Source organism: Actinomadura sp. NAK00032 (assembly GCF_013364275.1).
Classification (GTDB): domain Bacteria; phylum Actinomycetota; class Actinomycetes; order Streptosporangiales; family Streptosporangiaceae; genus Spirillospora.
Genome location: NZ_CP054932.1, coordinates 3,699,921 through 3,715,353 on the forward strand (window position 1 = coordinate 3,699,921; position 15,433 = coordinate 3,715,353).

Annotated in this window: 14 protein-coding genes; 10 read left to right on the forward strand and 4 right to left on the reverse strand. The window is 73.5% G+C overall.

Going from position 1 to position 15,433, the window contains the following annotated elements:
* Nucleotide 1: 1 nt before the first annotated feature.
* The 5 genes from HUT06_RS17360 (at nucleotide 2) to HUT06_RS17380 (ending at nucleotide 3,454) form a co-directional block, all read left to right on the forward strand.
* The gene (locus HUT06_RS17360; RefSeq protein WP_176196691.1) at nucleotides 2–559 is read left to right on the forward strand and encodes a DUF2243 domain-containing protein; all 558 of its coding nucleotides are present in this window, start codon (nucleotides 2–4) and stop codon (nucleotides 557–559) included.
* Complete coding sequence (locus HUT06_RS17365) at nucleotides 559–1,440, forward strand: cytochrome c oxidase assembly protein (protein ID WP_176196692.1); 882 nt, start codon at nucleotides 559–561, stop codon at nucleotides 1,438–1,440. Before HUT06_RS17360 ends, HUT06_RS17365 begins: the two co-directional genes overlap by 1 nt.
* Before the next feature lie 136 nt (nucleotides 1,441–1,576).
* Complete coding sequence (locus tag HUT06_RS17370; RefSeq protein ID WP_176196693.1) at nucleotides 1,577–1,888, forward strand: helix-turn-helix transcriptional regulator; 312 nt, start codon at nucleotides 1,577–1,579, stop codon at nucleotides 1,886–1,888.
* Between the two features lie 59 nt (nucleotides 1,889–1,947).
* A complete protein-coding gene (arsB, locus tag HUT06_RS17375; protein WP_302931883.1) occupies nucleotides 1,948–3,021 on the forward strand; it encodes an ACR3 family arsenite efflux transporter in 1,074 nt (357 codons plus the stop codon).
* A 10-nt stretch (nucleotides 3,022–3,031) separates the two neighbouring features.
* Entirely contained in the window at nucleotides 3,032–3,454 is a 423-nt protein-coding gene (locus HUT06_RS17380; protein ID WP_176196695.1) for an arsenate reductase ArsC, read from the forward strand.
* A gap of 29 nt (nucleotides 3,455–3,483) precedes the next feature.
* On the opposite strand, the gene HUT06_RS17385 is transcribed toward HUT06_RS17380, so the two are convergent.
* Nucleotides 3,484–3,831, reverse strand: a complete 348-nt coding sequence (locus HUT06_RS17385; protein WP_176196696.1) for a helix-turn-helix transcriptional regulator — start codon at nucleotides 3,829–3,831, stop codon at nucleotides 3,484–3,486.
* 90 nt (nucleotides 3,832–3,921) lie between these two features.
* On the opposite strand from HUT06_RS17385, the gene HUT06_RS17390 reads away from it, so the two are divergent.
* Entirely contained in the window at nucleotides 3,922–5,016 is a 1,095-nt protein-coding gene (locus tag HUT06_RS17390) for an NAD(P)/FAD-dependent oxidoreductase (RefSeq protein WP_176196697.1), read from the forward strand.
* A 30-nt stretch (nucleotides 5,017–5,046) separates the two neighbouring features.
* On the opposite strand, the gene HUT06_RS17395 is transcribed toward HUT06_RS17390, so the two are convergent.
* Nucleotides 5,047–5,403 (reverse strand): metalloregulator ArsR/SmtB family transcription factor, encoded by a 357-nt coding sequence (locus tag HUT06_RS17395; RefSeq protein ID WP_217711764.1) that lies wholly within the window; start codon nucleotides 5,401–5,403, stop codon nucleotides 5,047–5,049.
* Nucleotides 5,404–5,572: 169 nt separating this feature from the next.
* Between HUT06_RS17395 and HUT06_RS17400 the strand changes: the two genes are divergently transcribed.
* The gene (locus HUT06_RS17400) at nucleotides 5,573–7,195 is read left to right on the forward strand and encodes an FAD-dependent oxidoreductase (RefSeq protein WP_254715233.1); all 1,623 of its coding nucleotides are present in this window, start codon (nucleotides 5,573–5,575) and stop codon (nucleotides 7,193–7,195) included.
* Nucleotides 7,196–7,210: 15 nt separating this feature from the next.
* Entirely contained in the window at nucleotides 7,211–8,488 is a 1,278-nt protein-coding gene (locus HUT06_RS17405) for an MFS transporter (RefSeq protein ID WP_176196699.1), read from the forward strand.
* A 19-nt stretch (nucleotides 8,489–8,507) separates the two neighbouring features.
* Here HUT06_RS17405 and HUT06_RS17410 read toward each other — a convergent pair whose 3' ends face one another.
* The gene (locus tag HUT06_RS17410) at nucleotides 8,508–9,923 is read right to left on the reverse strand and encodes an NAD(P)/FAD-dependent oxidoreductase (RefSeq protein WP_176196700.1); all 1,416 of its coding nucleotides are present in this window, start codon (nucleotides 9,921–9,923) and stop codon (nucleotides 8,508–8,510) included.
* A gap of 130 nt (nucleotides 9,924–10,053) precedes the next feature.
* Between HUT06_RS17410 and HUT06_RS17415 the strand changes: the two genes are divergently transcribed.
* On the forward strand, nucleotides 10,054–10,509 hold the full coding sequence (locus HUT06_RS17415; protein WP_176196701.1) for a hypothetical protein: 456 nt from the start codon (nucleotides 10,054–10,056) through the stop codon (nucleotides 10,507–10,509).
* A 232-nt stretch (nucleotides 10,510–10,741) separates the two neighbouring features.
* Here HUT06_RS17415 and HUT06_RS17420 read toward each other — a convergent pair whose 3' ends face one another.
* Nucleotides 10,742–13,051, reverse strand: a complete 2,310-nt coding sequence (locus HUT06_RS17420) for a pyruvate dehydrogenase (RefSeq protein WP_217711325.1) — start codon at nucleotides 13,049–13,051, stop codon at nucleotides 10,742–10,744.
* Between the two features lie 284 nt (nucleotides 13,052–13,335).
* Between HUT06_RS17420 and HUT06_RS17425 the strand changes: the two genes are divergently transcribed.
* Nucleotides 13,336–15,351, forward strand: coding sequence for a SpoIIE family protein phosphatase (locus HUT06_RS17425; RefSeq protein WP_254715234.1), 2,016 nt, complete (start codon nucleotides 13,336–13,338; stop codon nucleotides 15,349–15,351).
* The last annotated feature ends 82 nt before the right edge of the window (nucleotides 15,352–15,433 follow it).

Genomic DNA, 15,433 nt, shown 5'->3' on the forward strand with positions numbered 1-15,433 from the left:
CATGACCGCTGCCACCGGCCGGGCCGGCGCCGACGCCAGGCCGGCCAGTCTGCAGTTGCCCGGTATCGCGCTGGGGATCGGCCTCGGCGGCTTCGTCGACGGGATCCTGCTGCACCAGCTCCTGCAGTGGCACCACATGCTCAGCAGCACCGACACCGCCCGGATCGGGGTGAAGTACTACGACCCGCACACGGTCTCCGGGCTGGAGATGAACACGGTGTGGGACGGCCTGTTCCATGTGCTGTGCTGGCTGGCAGTGCTGGCCGGGCTGTCCATCTTGTACTCCCGGGTCACCCATCGGCGCCGCCGGGTGTGGACCTCCCAGGTGCTGTGGGGATGGGTGCTGGTCGGCTGGGGGCTGTTCAACGTCGTCGAAGGCGTCGTCGACCACCAGATCCTCGGCATCCACCACGTGCGCGGCGGCCCGCACCAGATCTGGTGGGACGTCGGCTTCCTTCTCCTGGGCGCCGTGCTGGTGGCCGCCGGATGGCTCGTGCAGCGCACCGGAACCCCGTTCGACCCTGAGCCCGATGCCTCCTTCCGGCCGTGGAGCGCTTGATGCACCATCCCCCGGGGCCGGCCCACGACGGCGGGGGATGGGGTACCGTCCTCGCCGTGGCGGGCGTGGCCGCCCTAGCGGTCGCCTACCTGCTGCTGGCGCACCGCGGATCCGGCAGGGCCCGTCCTCGGGACCGGTGGCGCACGGCGATGTTCCTGACCGGATGCGCCCTGTTGGCGGTGGCGCTGCTACCGCCGATCGCGCCACTGGCGCATGAGGACTTCCGCGGCCACATGCTCCAGCACATGCTGCTGGGAATGTACGCGCCGCTGGCCCTGGTCCTGGGCGCTCCGCTCACCGTGCTCCTGCGCGCACTGCCCACCGACCGGGCCCGGGAGCTGACCGGCGCACTGCGCAGCAGGCCGATGGCGTTCTTGGCTCATCCCATCGTCGCGCTGACGCTCAGTACCGGCAGCCTGGCCGTGCTGTACTTCACCCCGCTGTACGACGCCACGACCACCCGTCCGGCCCTGCACTGGCTGATGCACGCGCACTTCGTGCTCTCGGGGTTCCTGTTCGCCTGGGTCATCGCCGGGCCCGATCCCGCGCCTTCACGGCCCCGGGTCAACGCTCGGCTGCTCGTCCTCGGCGCGGCCATCGCCCTGCACGCCGTCATCGCCCAGCTGATGTACGGCGGGTTCCTCACCGACGTGGACGCCCCCATCGCCGAAGTCCGCGGCGGCGCGGAGATCATGTACTACGGCGGAGACATCGCCGAGCTCCTGCTCGCCGCCGCCCTCGTCGCCACCTGGCGCCCCGCCCGCCGCACCGCCCCCGTCCGGCGGCGCCCATCGCCCGCTCCCGCGCCGGCCGCCGCGGTGCCGCGGCTCAGGCCCGAGTGGGGTGCCATTCGAACATCGGGATGGTGGCGTCGTCGGTGAGGCGGCCGTCCTGGTAGGCGCCTTGATGACGCGCCACGTGTCCCCGTCCGGCTCACACCGGTCAGCCGGCGGGCGTCCAGGACGGTGACGTGCAGCTCCCCGCAGATCAGCCCCTCCCTTTTTGTATCATTCAGGCATGATGTCAGTTCAGGCTGATGTGTTGAGGCTGCTGGCCGACCCGCTGCGTGCTCAGATCGTGTCGCTGCTGGCCGTCGAGGCGTTGTGCAACTGCCACCTCGTTGAGGAGACCGGCGCCAAGCAGACCAATATCTCCAACCACCTGCGGGCGCTGCGCCAAGCCGGGCTCGTGGACACCGAGCCCTGCGGACGGTTCACCTACTACCGGCTGCGCCCCGAGGCGCTGGAGCACCTGGCTTCCGAACTCGGCGAGTTGGCAGCCGCCGCCCGCGAGGCCCAGGCTCACCAGCGGAAGAGGCCGTGCACGTGACCAGCACGCAGGACACCGGCGCCGCCACGCGCCCGCAGGAGGCCGGGGTTGTCGCCGGGCTGTCGACCCTCGACCGGTTCCTGCCGGTGTGGATCATCGCGGCGATGGTGCTCGGCCTCGGGCTGGGACGCGCCGTTCCCGGACTGGACGACGCGCTGGCCCGGGTCGAGGCCGGCGGGATCTCGCTGCCGATCGCGCTCGGCCTGCTGGTGATGATGTACCCGGTGCTGGCCAAGGTCCGCTACGACCGGCTCGACACCGTCACCGGCGACCGCCGCCTCATGGCGGCCTCGCTGCTGCTGAACTGGGTGATCGGCCCGGCGGTGATGTTCGCGCTGGCCTGGATCCTCCTGCCGGACCTGCCCGAGTACCGCACCGGCCTGATCATCGTCGGGCTGGCCCGGTGCATCGCGATGGTCATCATCTGGAACGACCTGGCCTGCGGCGACCGCGAGGCCGCCGCCGTCCTGGTCGCGCTCAACTCCGTCTTCCAGGTCGTCGCGTTCGGCGCGCTCGGCTGGTTCTACCTGCAGGTCCTGCCCGGTTGGCTGGGCCTGGCGACCGACGAAGTCGACTTCTCCGTCGGCAAGATCGTGGTGAACGTGCTGGTGTTCCTGGGCATCCCGCTGGCGGCCGGCTACCTGACCCGCCGCCTGGGGGAGGGCGCCCGCGGCCGCGCCTGGTACGAGGAGCGGTTCCTGCCCCGGATCGGCCCCGTCGCGCTGTACGGGCTGCTGTTCACCATCGTCATCCTGTTCGCCCTGCAAGGCGACGCCATCACCGGCCGGCCCGGCGACGTCGCCCGTATCGCGCTGCCGCTGCTGGCCTACTTCGCGCTCATGTGGGGCGGGTCCTTCGCCCTCGGCCGCGCCGTCCGGCTGCCCTACCCGCGCACGGCGACGCTCGCCTTCACCGCCGCCGGCAACAACTTCGAACTGGCCATCGCCGTCGCCATCGGCACCTTCGGCGTCACCTCCGGGCAGGCCCTGTCGGGCGTGGTCGGGCCGCTGATCGAGGTCCCGGTCCTGGTCGGGCTGGTGTACGTGTCGCTGTGGCTGCGGAACCGGTTCCCGTCGACGGGCGGTGGCAACGGCGTGCTCGCCGCCGGCGACCGTCCCGGCATCCAACGGTGAAGGAACAGTGATGTCCGTTCCGGCTCGCTCTGCCAAGCCCAGTGTCCTGTTCGTCTGCGTGCACAACGCGGGGCGCTCCCAGATGGCCGCCGCCTACCTCACCCACCTGGCGGGTGACCGGATCGAGGTGCGCTCCGCCGGGTCCGCGCCCGCCGACCAGGTCAACCCGGCGGTGGTCGAGGCGATGGCGGAGGAGGGCATCGACATCTCCGCCGAGGTCCCCAAGGTCCTCACCGTCGGCGCCGTCCAAGGTTCCGATGTGGTCATCACCATGGGATGCGGTGACACCTGCCCGGTCTTCCCCGGCAAGCGCTACCTGGACTGGACCCTCGACGACCCCGCGGGGCAGGGCGTCGACGCCGTCCGCCCGATCCGCGACGAGATCCGCCGGCGCGTCGAGGGCCTGGTCGGCGAGCTGTCCTCGAAGAGGTGACGGGCCGGAGCCGGGCGCCCAGTACGGGGTCAGCCGCCGGGTGGGCAGCAGGTGCGCAGGTAGTCGCGGAGTTCGGCGAGTGACCGGTCGACCGCGGCGGAGTCGATGCGGTAGAAGACCTGCTTGCCGTCCCTGCGCGAGGTGAGGAGGCCGCCTCGGCGCAGCAGCGCGAGTTGCTGGGAGGCGTTGGACTGGCCGACCCCGAGCCGCTCGGCGACCGTGCCGACGGTGAGTTCGATACCGCCGGCGAAGAGTTCGAGCATCTGCTGCCGCTGCTCGCTGGCCAGTGCCTTGAGGAACTCGCGTGCTCCGGCACCGAGCTGAGCGGCCGGCGCCGCCCCGCATCCGCCCGGTGCCCCGGCCGTCCGCTCGACCATCGCTGCCGACTCCTCCCGACGCTGTGCCCTCCACCCTATGCCGCATATCAACACTTCATTATTTTATGAAATGTTGATATGTTCGCGCTCATGCCCACCACCGCATCGTTGGTCATCATCGGCGGCGGCCAGGCCGGTCTGGCCACCGCCCGCATCGCCCGGTCCCTGGGCTTGGCGCCCATCGTCCTGGAGGCGGCCGGCCAGACGGCCGGGTCCTGGCCGCACTACTACGACAGCCTCACCCTCTTCTCCCCGGCCCGGCGCAGCGCCCTGCCCGGAGCGGAGTTCCCCGGCGATCCGGACGGCTACCCCTCGCGGGACGAGGTCGTGGCCTACCTGACCGACTACGCCGCCCATCTGGACGCCGACATCCGCACCGGTCACCGGGTCACTGAGGTCATGGTTGCAGGGGATGGCGCACGAGCCGGGTTCGAGATCGTCACGGCGGGCGGCGACGTCTTCGCCGCGCCGCTGGTGATCGCCGCGACGGGCGGATTCGCCCGCCCCCACCGCCCGGACCTGCCGGGACTGGACGGCTTCCCCGGCACGGTGCTGCACTCGTCCGACTACCGCCGTCCCGGACCGTTCACCGGCCGGCGCGTCGTGGTCGTGGGAGGCGGGAACTCGGCCGTGCAGATCGCGATCGAGTTGGCCGCCGTCGCCGACGTCACGCTGGCGACCCGGCACCCGCTCCGCTTCATGGCCCAGCGCGTGCTGGGCGTCGACATGCACATCTGGTTGCAGCGCACCGGGCTGGACGCCGCAGGGTGGGCGCGCCCGCTGCTGACCGGCGGCAAGGGCACCCCGGTGTTCGACACCGGCACCTACCGCGATGCCATCGCCACCGGCCACCCCGACCGCCGCCCGATGTTCACCCGCCTGGAGGCGGACCAGGTCCTCTGGAGCGACGGGACCCGCGAGCACGTCGACGTGGTGCTGCTGGCCACCGGGTTCCGGCCGGGCGTGGAGTATCTCGCCGCGCTGGGCGCGCTCGACGGCGACGGGCGGCCCCGCCACCGCGGCGGTGTCTCGGCCACCCATCCGGGCCTGGGATTCGTGGGGCTGGAATGGCAGCGCTCGTTCGCCTCGGCCACCCTGCGCGGAGTCGCCGCCGACGCCCGGCACGTCCTCACCCGGCTGCGCAAGCAGACCCGCACCCCCAGCGGCGCGCTGACATCGACTTGATGACCGCCCCGGAGCGGGACGGCGTGGGAATCAGGCCGGGACCAGGGCCGGCAGGGCGAACAGGCCCGACAGGCGGGTCAGTCTGTCCGGCACCACCCGGTAGTACACCCACGTGCCGCGCCGCTCGCCCTCGATCAGCCCGGTCTGGCGCAGCACCTTCAGGTGGTGGGAGATCGTCGGCGCGGTGAGGTCGAACGCGCCCGTCAGGTCGCACACGCACGCCTCGCCCCCGTCCACCGAGGCGATCATGTTCAGCAGGCGCAACCGCACCGGGTCGGACAGCGCCTTGAACACCCTGGCCAGCTCGGCGGCCTCCGCATCGCTCAACGCCGGACCGCTCAATGGCGCGCAGCAAACAGGGTCGGTCACGTCCTCAAGCTCCAGCATCTTAGACATGCATCTAATTTGACATCCATCTATCCAGTGATGCAAACTGGCGCCTGCTTAGACAAGCATCTAAACAAGGAGTCGGGTGACGACCGCCGTCTACCGCGCCCGCTTCTGACCACCCGCCTCGGCGCCCGACACCCATGACCGAACCGACAAAGGAGTCAGCGTGAACGACGAGACCGGACGACCGGAGCCGGCAGCCTCCCCGGACGCGCCCGCCAGCGCAAGCAGCTGCTGCGGTGTCAGCGCGTGCTGCACCGACGCCGAACAGGCCGTGGACCCCGGTGCCACCGTCCAGCAGGCCAAGACCGCTGCCGGCTGCGGCTGCGTCGAGCAGGGGCCGCTCGACGGGCTGCCGGTCGTGGTGATCGGCGCCGGACCGGTCGGGCTGGCCGCCGCCGCCCACCTGGCCGAGCGCGATCAGGACTTCCTCGTGATCGAGGCCGGGGGAGAGGTGGGCGCGGCGATCTCGGAGTGGGGACACGTCCGGCTGTTCTCGCCGTGGCGGTACGACACCGACGCCGCCGCGCGGCGGCTTCTGGAACCGACCGGGTGGCGGCTGCCCGACCCCGAGGCGCTGCCGACCGGCGCCGAGCTCGTCCGCGACTACCTGGCGCCGCTCGCCAAGGTTCCCGCGCTGGCCGGACGGATCCGCACCGGCACCCGCGTGGTGGCCGTGACCCGCCAGGGCGTGGACGTGACCCGCACCGTCGGCCGCGAGGAGCGTCCACTGCTGGTCCGCGCCGTGGGCCCGGACGGAGCCGTGGACGACATCGCCGCCCGCGCGGTCATCGACGCGTCCGGCACCTGGGGCCGCGGCAACCCGCTGGGCCACTCCGGCCTGCCCGCGCCCGGCGAGGACCAGGCAGCCGCCCACATCACCGGCCCGCTGCCGGACGTGCTGGGCCGCGACCGGTCCCGCTTCGCGGGCCGCCGCACCCTGGTAATCGGGATGGGGCACTCGGCCGCCAACACCCTCCTCGCCCTGGCCGAACTCGCCAAGAACGAGCCCGGCACCCGCGTCACCTGGGCCGTGCGCGGCGCGTCGGTCGCCCGGCTCTACGGCGGCGGCGACGCAGACGGCCTCCCCGCGCGCGGCGCGCTCGGCACCCGCCTGAAGGCCGCCGTGAACAACGGCGAGATCGACCTGGTCCGCGGCTTCACCATCACCGGCGTCGCCACAACGGACGATGAAGCCGCAGCCGTCCAGGTCAACGGCCAGACCCCGGACGGCCCGCGCGTCCTGGCGGCCGACATCGTGGTCGCCGCGACGGGGTTCCGGCCCGACCTGGACATGCTGCGCGAAGTGCGGGTCGAACTCGACCCCGCCACCGAGGCACCGGTCAGGCTCGCCCCGCTGATCGACCCCAACTTCCACAGCTGCGGGACCGTCCCGCCGCACGGGGAACGCGACCTCGCCCACCCCGAGCCCGGCTTCTACCTGGCCGGGATGAAGAGCTACGGCCGCGCCCCCACCTTCCTGATGGCCACCGGGTACGAGCAGGTCCGCTCCATCGCCGCCGCGCTCGCCGGCGACCGCGAAGCCGCCGACACCGTCCACCTCGACCTCCCCGAGACCGGCGTGTGCTCCACCAGCCTGGTCACCGACGACCTGCTGCCGGGCGCCGCCAACCAGAGCGCCGGCCAGTCCGTGCCTGGTGGCGGGTCATGCTGCGGCCCCACGGCCCCCGAGCCGGTCAGCATCGGTATCGGCGCACCCGCCGGACTGGGTTTCGCGACCGGGCGCGTGCACGGCCACTCCGGCGAGGCCGAACACAGTGATGCCTGACGGGGCGACGACCTGATGAGCCGTGGCACCCCCGGCGCGGTGTCCCGTGTCCCGCTGGTCGCCCTCTGCGTGACCGAGATCACCAGCTGGGGTGTGCTCTACTACGCCTTCCCCGTCCTCGTACAGGACATCACCCGCGACACCGGCTGGTCCACCGCGGCCATCACGGCCGCCTTCTCCGCCTCGCTCATCGTTGCCGCGCTGGCCGGCGTCCCGGTCGGCCGTGCGCTGGACCGGCACGGCCCCCGCGTCCTGATGACCGGCGGCTCGGCGCTCGCCGTGCTCGCCGTCCTGGCCGTGGCCACCGCACCCACCCTGTGGGCGTTCACCGGAGCCTGGCTGCTGGCCGGCGCCGCGATGTCCGCCGTGCTGTACCAGCCCGCCTTCGCCGCCCTCACCCGCTACCACGCGCCGCACCACCTCGGCGCCCTGACCACCCTCACGCTGGTCGCGGGCCTGGCCAGCACGGTGTTCGCGCCGCTCACCGACACGCTGTCGGCCCACCTGACCTGGCGCGGCGCCTACCTGGCGCTGGCCGTGGTACTGGCGGTCGTGACCGTCCCGCTGCACCTGCTCGCCCTGCGCCGGCCCTGGCCCCCGCCACCCCAGGCCGAACCGGACAAGCCAAGCCGCCCGAACGACCGGACCGGGGCCGGGGCGCCGGCCACCGTGCGCAGCAGGCCGTTCCTCCTGCTGGCCGCCGCGCTCACCCTGTCGGCGTTCGCGATGTACGCGGTGATGATCAACCTCATCCCGCTGCTCACCTCCCGCGGTGCCTCCAGCGGCACCGCCGCCTGGGCGCTCGGCCTCGGCGGGATCGGCCAGGTCACCGGACGCCTCGGCTACGGCGGCCTGGTCCGGCGCACCAGCGTCCGCGCACGGACCGTCTGGATCCTCGCGCTGTCGGCCGCCACCACCGCGACCCTCGCCGCCATCCCCGGACCCGTGACACTGCTCATCGCAGCCGCCTTCCTCGCCGGCACGACCCGCGGCATCGCCACCCTGCTCCAGGCGACCGCCGTCTCCGACCGCTGGGGCACCGCGTCCTACGGCGCCCTGTCGGGCATCCTCGCCGCTCCCATCACCACCGCCACGGCCGTGGCGCCCTTCGCCGGAGCCGCCATCGCCGCCGGACTCGGCGGCTACCCCCGCATGTTCCTGGTGCTGGCCATCGTCGCCGCCCTGGCGGCGGCACTCGGCGCCGGTACGGCACCGTCACACCGCCCATCGCCCGCGACGCCGACAGGGCGCACTCCCGCTCCGCGCCCGGTACCGCGCGAGAGCGAGGAGTGACCCGTTGTACACGTGGCCTTCAGCCGCGGTACGTCTCCAGAAGGCGGAGCCAGATCTCGCTGATCGTGGGGTAGGCGGGGACGGCGTGCCAGAGGCGGGAGAGGGGGACCTCGGCGGTGACGGCGATGGTGGCCGAGTGGAGGAGTTCGGCCACGCCCGCGCCGACGAAGGTGACGCCGAGGAGGATCTCGCGGTCCAGGTCGACCACCGCGCGGGCGCGTCCCCGGTAGCCGTCGGCGTACAGGGCGGCGCCGGCCACGTCGCCGATGGCGTAGTCGACCGCCCGCACCCGGTGTCCCGCGCGGGTCGCCTCCTCCAGGGTGAGCCCGACGGCCGCCGCCTCGGGATCGGTGAAGACGACCTGCGGCACCGCCCGCTCGTCCGCGGTCGCCACGCTGCGTCCCCACTCGGCGGTGTCGAGCGTCCGCCCGGCGGCGCGGTCGGCGATCACGGCACCGAAGATCCGGCCCTGGTACTTGCCCTGGTGGGTCAGCAGCGCCCGTCCGTTGACGTCCCCGGCCGCGTAGAGCCACTCGCCGGGGACCCCGGCCGCCAGCCCGGTGGAGTCGACCTCGATCGGGCGGCCGCCGGCCAGCCCGACCGTCTCCAGGCCGAGGCCGGCCGTGGCCGGCGTCCGTCCGGTGGCGAACAGGACCTCCTCCGCCGTGACCGTCTCGCCGCCGTCCAAGGTGAGGGTCACCGGCCCGTCGCGGCGGACACCGGTGACGGACGCGCCGAAGCGCACATCGACCCCGGCCGCGCGCAGCCCCTCGGCCACCAGTTCCCCCGCGAACGGCTCCATCCGCGCCAGCAGCCGTGAGCCGCGCACCAGCTGCACCACTTCGCTGCCGAGCGCCCGCCAGGCCGCGGCCATCTCGCACGCCACCACGCCGCCGCCGACCACGGCGAGCCGCGCCGGCACCCGCGCCGCCGAGGTCGCCTCGCGGCTGGTCCAGGGGCGGGCCTGGGCCAGGCCCGCCAGATCGGGCAGCGCCGCGCGGGTGCCCGTGCACACCGCGACGGCGTGCCGGGCCGTCAGCACCCGCCGCCCGCCGTCCGGGGTGTCCACGGCGACGCGCTTGACCCCGTCCAGCCGCCCGCGGCCGCGCACCAGCACGAGCCCGGCCCCCTCCAGCCAGCCGACCTGCCCGTCGTCCTTCCAGTGGGAGGCGAACTCGTCCCGGCGGGCGAGGACGGCCGCCGGCTCCAGGGGCCCGCCGGCCGCCTCGCGGGCGCCGGGCAGTCGCCGGGCGTCCGCCAGCGCGGCGGCCGGACGCAGCAGTGCCTTGCTGGGCATGCACGCCCAGTACGAGCACTCCCCGCCGACCAGCTCGCTCTCGACGATCGCCACGCTCAGCCCGCCGGCGTGCGCCCGTTCGGCCAGGTTCTCCCCGGTCGGCCCGGCTCCCACCACAACGACGTCGAACTCGTCCATGACCCCTGCCTCACGCTCTGAGCCGTCTCGACGCACCTGCGCCGTCCGGTCGCGGTTCCGCGCCGACACATCGGTCTACCGGACGTCGTCGATCTGGGCTACGGTTCCCAAAGATCATTTACGTTAGGGGATGATGATGAAGCCGCGCTCCGCGGTAGGTGCCGCCCTCGTCGGAGGCGTCGTCGCCACCGGTGTCCTCTCCGCGGTGTCCGCCGCCCCCGCCGCCGCCGCGAGCGCGTGCGGCTCCGGCTACAACCTGCTCCACTCGTACCACATCACCCCCAACTCCAACGGCAGCGGCACCGCCTACGGCTACCTCGACGTCTACTACAGCCCGACGACGCGCAAGAACTGCGCGATCGCGCGGTCGGGCGGCTTCACCTACGGCAAGCTCCAGGGCGCCTGGGTGCTGATCGGCAAGTGGCGCGGCGGCGGGGAGGATGACGACGGCTGGGGCAGCACCTACAAGTACTACGCCGGACCGGTGTACACCTACGCCCCCAACGAGTGCATCTGGGCGCAGGGCATGGTGAGGTACAACAACACGTACTACAAGCGCAGCACCGGCGCGATCGCCTGCAACTGACCGGTTCCCCACGACACGGCACGCGGGCCCCTTCGTCGAAAGCGGTGGCTGCGCAGGGCGGCGACCCGCGATGACGATCGCTTCCGCGGCGACGTCGTGCGGCTCGTGCAGACTCGCGGCGCTGCCGGGGACCGCCGAGCGGTCACCGGACGCGAGGGCGGCCCGATCCGGAGGGCGACGGGAAACCGGATGCGGGCCACCTCGCGAAGCGTCCTGGATGCGCTGCTGCCCGTTATTCGGTGTGCAGGTCCAGGGCGGCCCGGACGATCGAGTCGGTGTCGATGCCGTGGTGGCGGTAGACGTCGTCGATCGAGCCGGACTGCCCGAATCCGGTGACGCCGAGGGTGGCGCAGGGGACGTTGTTGACCCCGGCGAGGAAGGCCAGCGTGTGGGGATGGCCGTCCAGGACGGTGACCAGCGGCGTGGCGCGGGCGGCCGGGAACGCCTGGTCCAGGATCCAGTTCGGCCCGTCGTCGTGCCCCTGGCGGGAGCGGACGGCCTGGAAGAGCAGGCCGGGGCTGGTCACGCAGACGACGTCGGTGCCGACGCCGGCCTGCTCCAGGCGGTCGGCGGCGGCGAGCGCCTCGGGGACCAGTGCGCCCATCGCCGCCACGGTGACGGCGGGACGGGCGGAGCGGCGCAGCGGGTAGGCGCCGGCGATCACCTGCCTGCGGCGGCGCTCCCGGGCCGCCGGGTCGGCCGGCACCGCGGCGAGCGTCTGGTCCACCGGGCGGGTCGACAGCCGCAGGTAGGCCGAGCCGCCATCCGGACGGCCGAGGCGGGCCATGCTCGCCAGCAGCGCCCACTCGGTGTCGAGGACGAACGCGGGCTCGTAGGCGAGGCACCCCGGCTGCTCGACCCCGATCGAGGGGGTGATGACCGACTGGTGCGCGCCGCCCTCGGGGGCCAGCGTGACCCCGGACGGGGTGCCGATCAGGATCGACTGGCCACCGGCGTAGATGCCGAACGACCAGGGTTCGAGGGCGCGGCCGACGAACGGGTCGTACAGCACGCCGATCGGCAGCAGGGGGCGGTTCCAGCGGCTCCAGGTGGCGCCGAGTTCGCCGAGCAGCCCGACCAGGTTGGTCTCGGCGATGCCCAGCTCGATGTGCTGGCCCGCCGGCCCCTCGCGCCAGTGCAGGATCGTCTCGCCGTCGTCGGCGAACCAGTCGCGGCGCTCGGAGGTCGACCAGACGCCGACCTTGTTCACCCAGCCGCCGAGGTTGGTGCTGGAGCTGACGTCCGGGCTCACGGTGACGATCCGCGCCGCGGCGTCGGGCGCCTCCCGGGTGAGGTCCAGCAGGAGCCTGCCCAGGGCGGCCTGGGTGGTCGCGGTGCCCTTGGGGGTCCGGCCGATGTCGGTCGGCAGCGGCGGCGGGGCCTGCGGCGCGGCGGGCGCCCGGCGCAGCCGGGCCGCGGTCTCGGCGCACAGCCGCGCCGCCGCCGAGCCTTCCTCGAAACGCGCCCACGGCGCCTCCGGGTCGACGCCCGACCGGGCCGCGAGCCCGGTGATCTCATCGGCGGTCAGGAGCGAGGAGTGGTTCTGCGGATGCCCCTCGCTGGGCAGGCCGTGCCCCTTGACCGTGTACGCGAAGATCACGGTCGGCCTGGTGTCGTCGATCGCGTCGAACGCGTCGGACAGGCTGCCGAGGTCGTGGCCGCCCAGGTTGCGCAGGGCCGCCAGGAGCGTGGCGTCGTCCAGCGTCGCGACGAGCCGGGCGATGCCCTCGCCGCCGGCCGGGAGCCGGTCGCGGAGCTCGGCGGCGTCGCAGCGCAGCAGCCGCTGGTACTCCGGGTTGGGCATCGCGTCGATGCGGGCCCGCAACTCGTCGCCGCCGGGGCGGCCGAACAGCTCGGTCAGCAGCCGGCCGTACTTCAGCGTCAGCACCTGCCAGCCGGCGGCGCCGAACATGCCCTTCAGCCGGTGCGCGGCCAGGTACGGGACGACCCGGTCCAGGGACTGCCGGTTGAGGTCGACGATCCACACGATCTCGCCGAGTTCGGCGACGCCCGGGTCCAGGATCGCCTCCCAGACCGCGCCCTCGTCCAGCTCGGCGTCGCCGACCAGCGAGTACTGCCGGCCGGCGGGCGTCCCGCCGGCCTCCCGGTCGGCGTACCGGCGGGCGACCGCGCCCCAGATCGGCGCGGTCGCCCCGATGCCCACCGAGCCGGTGGAGTAGTCGACGGGGTCGGGGTCCTTGGTCCGGCTCGGGTAGCTCTGCAGCCCGCCGAACTCGCGCAGGGACGTCAGGTACCGCTCGTCCAGCTCGCCGAGCAGGTAGTTGATCGCGTGCAGCACGGGGGAGGCGTGCGGCTTGACCGAGACCCGGTCGTCTGGCCCGAGGCGGCCGAACCACAGCGCCGTCATGATCGACGCGATCGACGCCGACGACGCCTGATGGCCGCCCACCTTCAGCCCGGAGGTGTTGGGCCGGACCCGGTTGGCGTGGTGCACGATGGCCGTCGACAGCCACAGCACCCGCCGCTCGACCTCCTCCAGCACCCCGGAGTGCGTGGCCGTCGCCACCGGATCGTTCATCATCGGCTCCTTTGCCTCAGCGCCCTGCCACCGCCAGGGTACGGTCCGGAACCCGTCCGAAAACCGGCGAGCTCGGCCCATACCGCCCGAGCGGCATCCTTCATATCGGGGCGGTCGGTTCCAGTGAGGCGTTCGGTCCGGCGCGGTGGTGGCGCGGGCAGAACGCGCGGTGGACCTCGTGCGTTCCCTCGGAGTGGCGGGGGAGATAGGGAGGAACGCGAGCGCGGGAGCGGTGAAGACCGGACGTCTGGGGGGACTGGGGCATGGGAGGCGCGGGCGGACACGGCATGGGGTGGCTTGCGCTGGAGGCCTTCGATCCGGCGCCGGTCGCGGTCGCGCTGACGATCGGGCCGGAGCACCGCCTGGTGTACACCAACCTCGCCTACCGGGCGTTCGTCGGCGACCGTCCGCTCGGCGAGCCGATCGGGGAGGCGTTCGGCGCCGCGGCCAAGCAGGACTACGGCGAGCTGTTCGACCGCGTGCTGGCCACCGGGGAACCGGCGACCCTGGTCGAGGCGCCGGTCAGACCGGCCGGCGCGGGCGCCGAGGCGGCGGAGCGGTACTTCTCCTTCAGCCTCTCGCGGTTCACCCACGAGCGGCCAGGGGTGCTGGTGGTCGCGGTCGACGTCACCGAGCAGGTCGCCGCGGTCGCGCGGGCGGACCGGGCGATCGAGGAGCAGCGGCGGTCGCGGCGCCGGCTGGAGAGCCTGGTGTGGATGAACGCGCAGGTCGTCTGGGTGACCGACGCGGACGGCGGCGTGACCGAGTCCAGCGGCGGCTGGGAGCAGATCACGGGGCAGAGCCGGGAGGACTTCCTCGGCGACGGCTGGAAGCAGGCGCTGCACCCCGACGACCGCGAGCCCACGACGCGGTCGTGGGACGAGACGCGCCGCCAGGTCCGCCCGTGGCACCACGTCTACCGGGTCCGCACGCAGCGGGGCGAGTACCGGCACTTCGAGGTGCGGTCCGCGCCGGTCGTCGAGGACGGCGCGGTGGTCGAATGGATCGGCACCTGCTTCGACGTGGAGCAGGAGTGGTGCGAGCGGCAGCGCCGCGACCTGCTCGACAGCGCCGCCGCGGCCGCGGCCGAGCACACCGCGCTGAGCGACATGTTCGCCGCCCTCGTCGGGGTGCTGGTCCCGGCGCTCGCCGACGGGTGCGGCGTGCACCTGCTCCCCGACCTCGGCGACCGCCCGGCGGGCGCTCCGATCACCGTGCGCCGCATCGCCACCGCCGCGAGCAGCGGGCTGCGGCGGCAGCCGCCCACCGGTGAGGAGCGGTTCACCCCCGACAGCGGGTTCGCCCGCGCGCTGGAGCGGCGCCGCCCGCTGCAGCGCACCTTCCCGCCGGGCCGGCCGCCGGCCGACCTGCTGCCGAGGAGCACCACCGCCTGGCTGACCGAGTCCGGCGCGACCAGCGTCGTGCTGATGCCGGTCGTCGTCGACGGGGCCGTGGCGGCGATGGTCACCGCCGCGAGGCGCGGCGACCGCGACCCGATGAGCCCGCAGGACGTCGCCCTCATGCAGCAGATCTTCGAGCACACCCACGACGCGCTGAGCGCGGCCGTCCGGTTCCACCGGACCCAGCAGGTCGCCCTGGCCCTGCAGCACGGCCTGCTCGCCGAGCCTCCCGAGCACGGCGACCTGCGCATCGTCGCCCGGTACATGGCCAGCCCCGCGGCGGCCGAGGTGGGCGGCGACTGGTACGACTCGTTCGTCCTGCCCGACGGCGCGACCGCGGTGGCCATCGGCGACGTGGCGGGCCACGACCTGGCCGCCGCCGTCGACATGAGCCGGCTCCGCAACATGCTGCGCGTGCTGACCGCCGACCTCCTCGCCCCGCCCGGCGAGGTCCTGCGCCGCCTGAACAACGCCATGGAAACGGTGGCGCCCGACGCGACGGCCACCTGCGTCCTGGCCCGCGTCGAAGAACCCGAACCCGGCCGGTGGCGGCTCAACTACGCCGTGGCCGGGCACCCGCCACCGCTCCTGGTCACCTCCGCCGGCGGCGCCCGCTTCCTCCAGGAGGCGGCCAACCCGCTGCTGGGCCTGCCCTTCGAGACCTACCACAGCGCGACCGAACCGCTCCCGCCCGGCTCCACCCTGCTGCTGTACACCGACGGCCTGGTGGAGCATCCCGGCGAGCACCTGGACAGCGGCCTGGACCGGCTCCGCCGCCGCGCCCGCACGCTCGCGCGCCGGCCCCTGGAGCAGCTGTGCGACACCCTCCTGGACGTCCTGCCCGTCACCGGGACCGACGACATCGCCATGATCGCCGTCCGGACTCCCGACACCTTCTTGTGATTACTCTCAGTCAAGAAGTGCCTGTGTTCGGTTAGTGCACCCGAGGGCGGGTAGTCGGCTCGGGCAGCGCGACTCACGCACC

Bases quoted from the DNA above. Each gene is read 5' to 3' on its own strand.
- HUT06_RS17425 (WP_254715234.1), top strand. From the start codon at position 13,336: ATGGGGTGGCTTGCGCTGGAGGCCTTCGATCCGGCGCCGGTCGCGGTC.
- HUT06_RS17415 (WP_176196701.1), top strand. From the start codon at position 10,054: ATGATGATGAAGCCGCGCTCCGCGGTAGGTGCCGCCCTCGTCGGAGGC.
- HUT06_RS17365 (WP_176196692.1), top strand. From the start codon at position 559: ATGCACCATCCCCCGGGGCCGGCCCACGACGGCGGGGGATGGGGTACC.
- HUT06_RS17410 (WP_176196700.1), bottom strand. From the start codon at position 9,923: ATGGACGAGTTCGACGTCGTTGTGGTGGGAGCCGGGCCGACCGGGGAG.
- HUT06_RS17360 (WP_176196691.1), top strand. From the start codon at position 2: ATGACCGCTGCCACCGGCCGGGCCGGCGCCGACGCCAGGCCGGCCAGT.
- HUT06_RS17370 (WP_176196693.1), top strand. From the start codon at position 1,577: ATGATGTCAGTTCAGGCTGATGTGTTGAGGCTGCTGGCCGACCCGCTG.
- HUT06_RS17390 (WP_176196697.1), top strand. From the start codon at position 3,922: ATGCCCACCACCGCATCGTTGGTCATCATCGGCGGCGGCCAGGCCGGT.
- HUT06_RS17420 (WP_217711325.1), bottom strand. From the start codon at position 13,051: ATGATGAACGATCCGGTGGCGACGGCCACGCACTCCGGGGTGCTGGAG.
- HUT06_RS17385 (WP_176196696.1), bottom strand. From the start codon at position 3,831: ATGGTCGAGCGGACGGCCGGGGCACCGGGCGGATGCGGGGCGGCGCCG.
- HUT06_RS17380 (WP_176196695.1), top strand. From the start codon at position 3,032: ATGTCCGTTCCGGCTCGCTCTGCCAAGCCCAGTGTCCTGTTCGTCTGC.
- HUT06_RS17395 (WP_217711764.1), bottom strand. From the start codon at position 5,403: ATGCTGGAGCTTGAGGACGTGACCGACCCTGTTTGCTGCGCGCCATTG.
- HUT06_RS17405 (WP_176196699.1), top strand. From the start codon at position 7,211: ATGAGCCGTGGCACCCCCGGCGCGGTGTCCCGTGTCCCGCTGGTCGCC.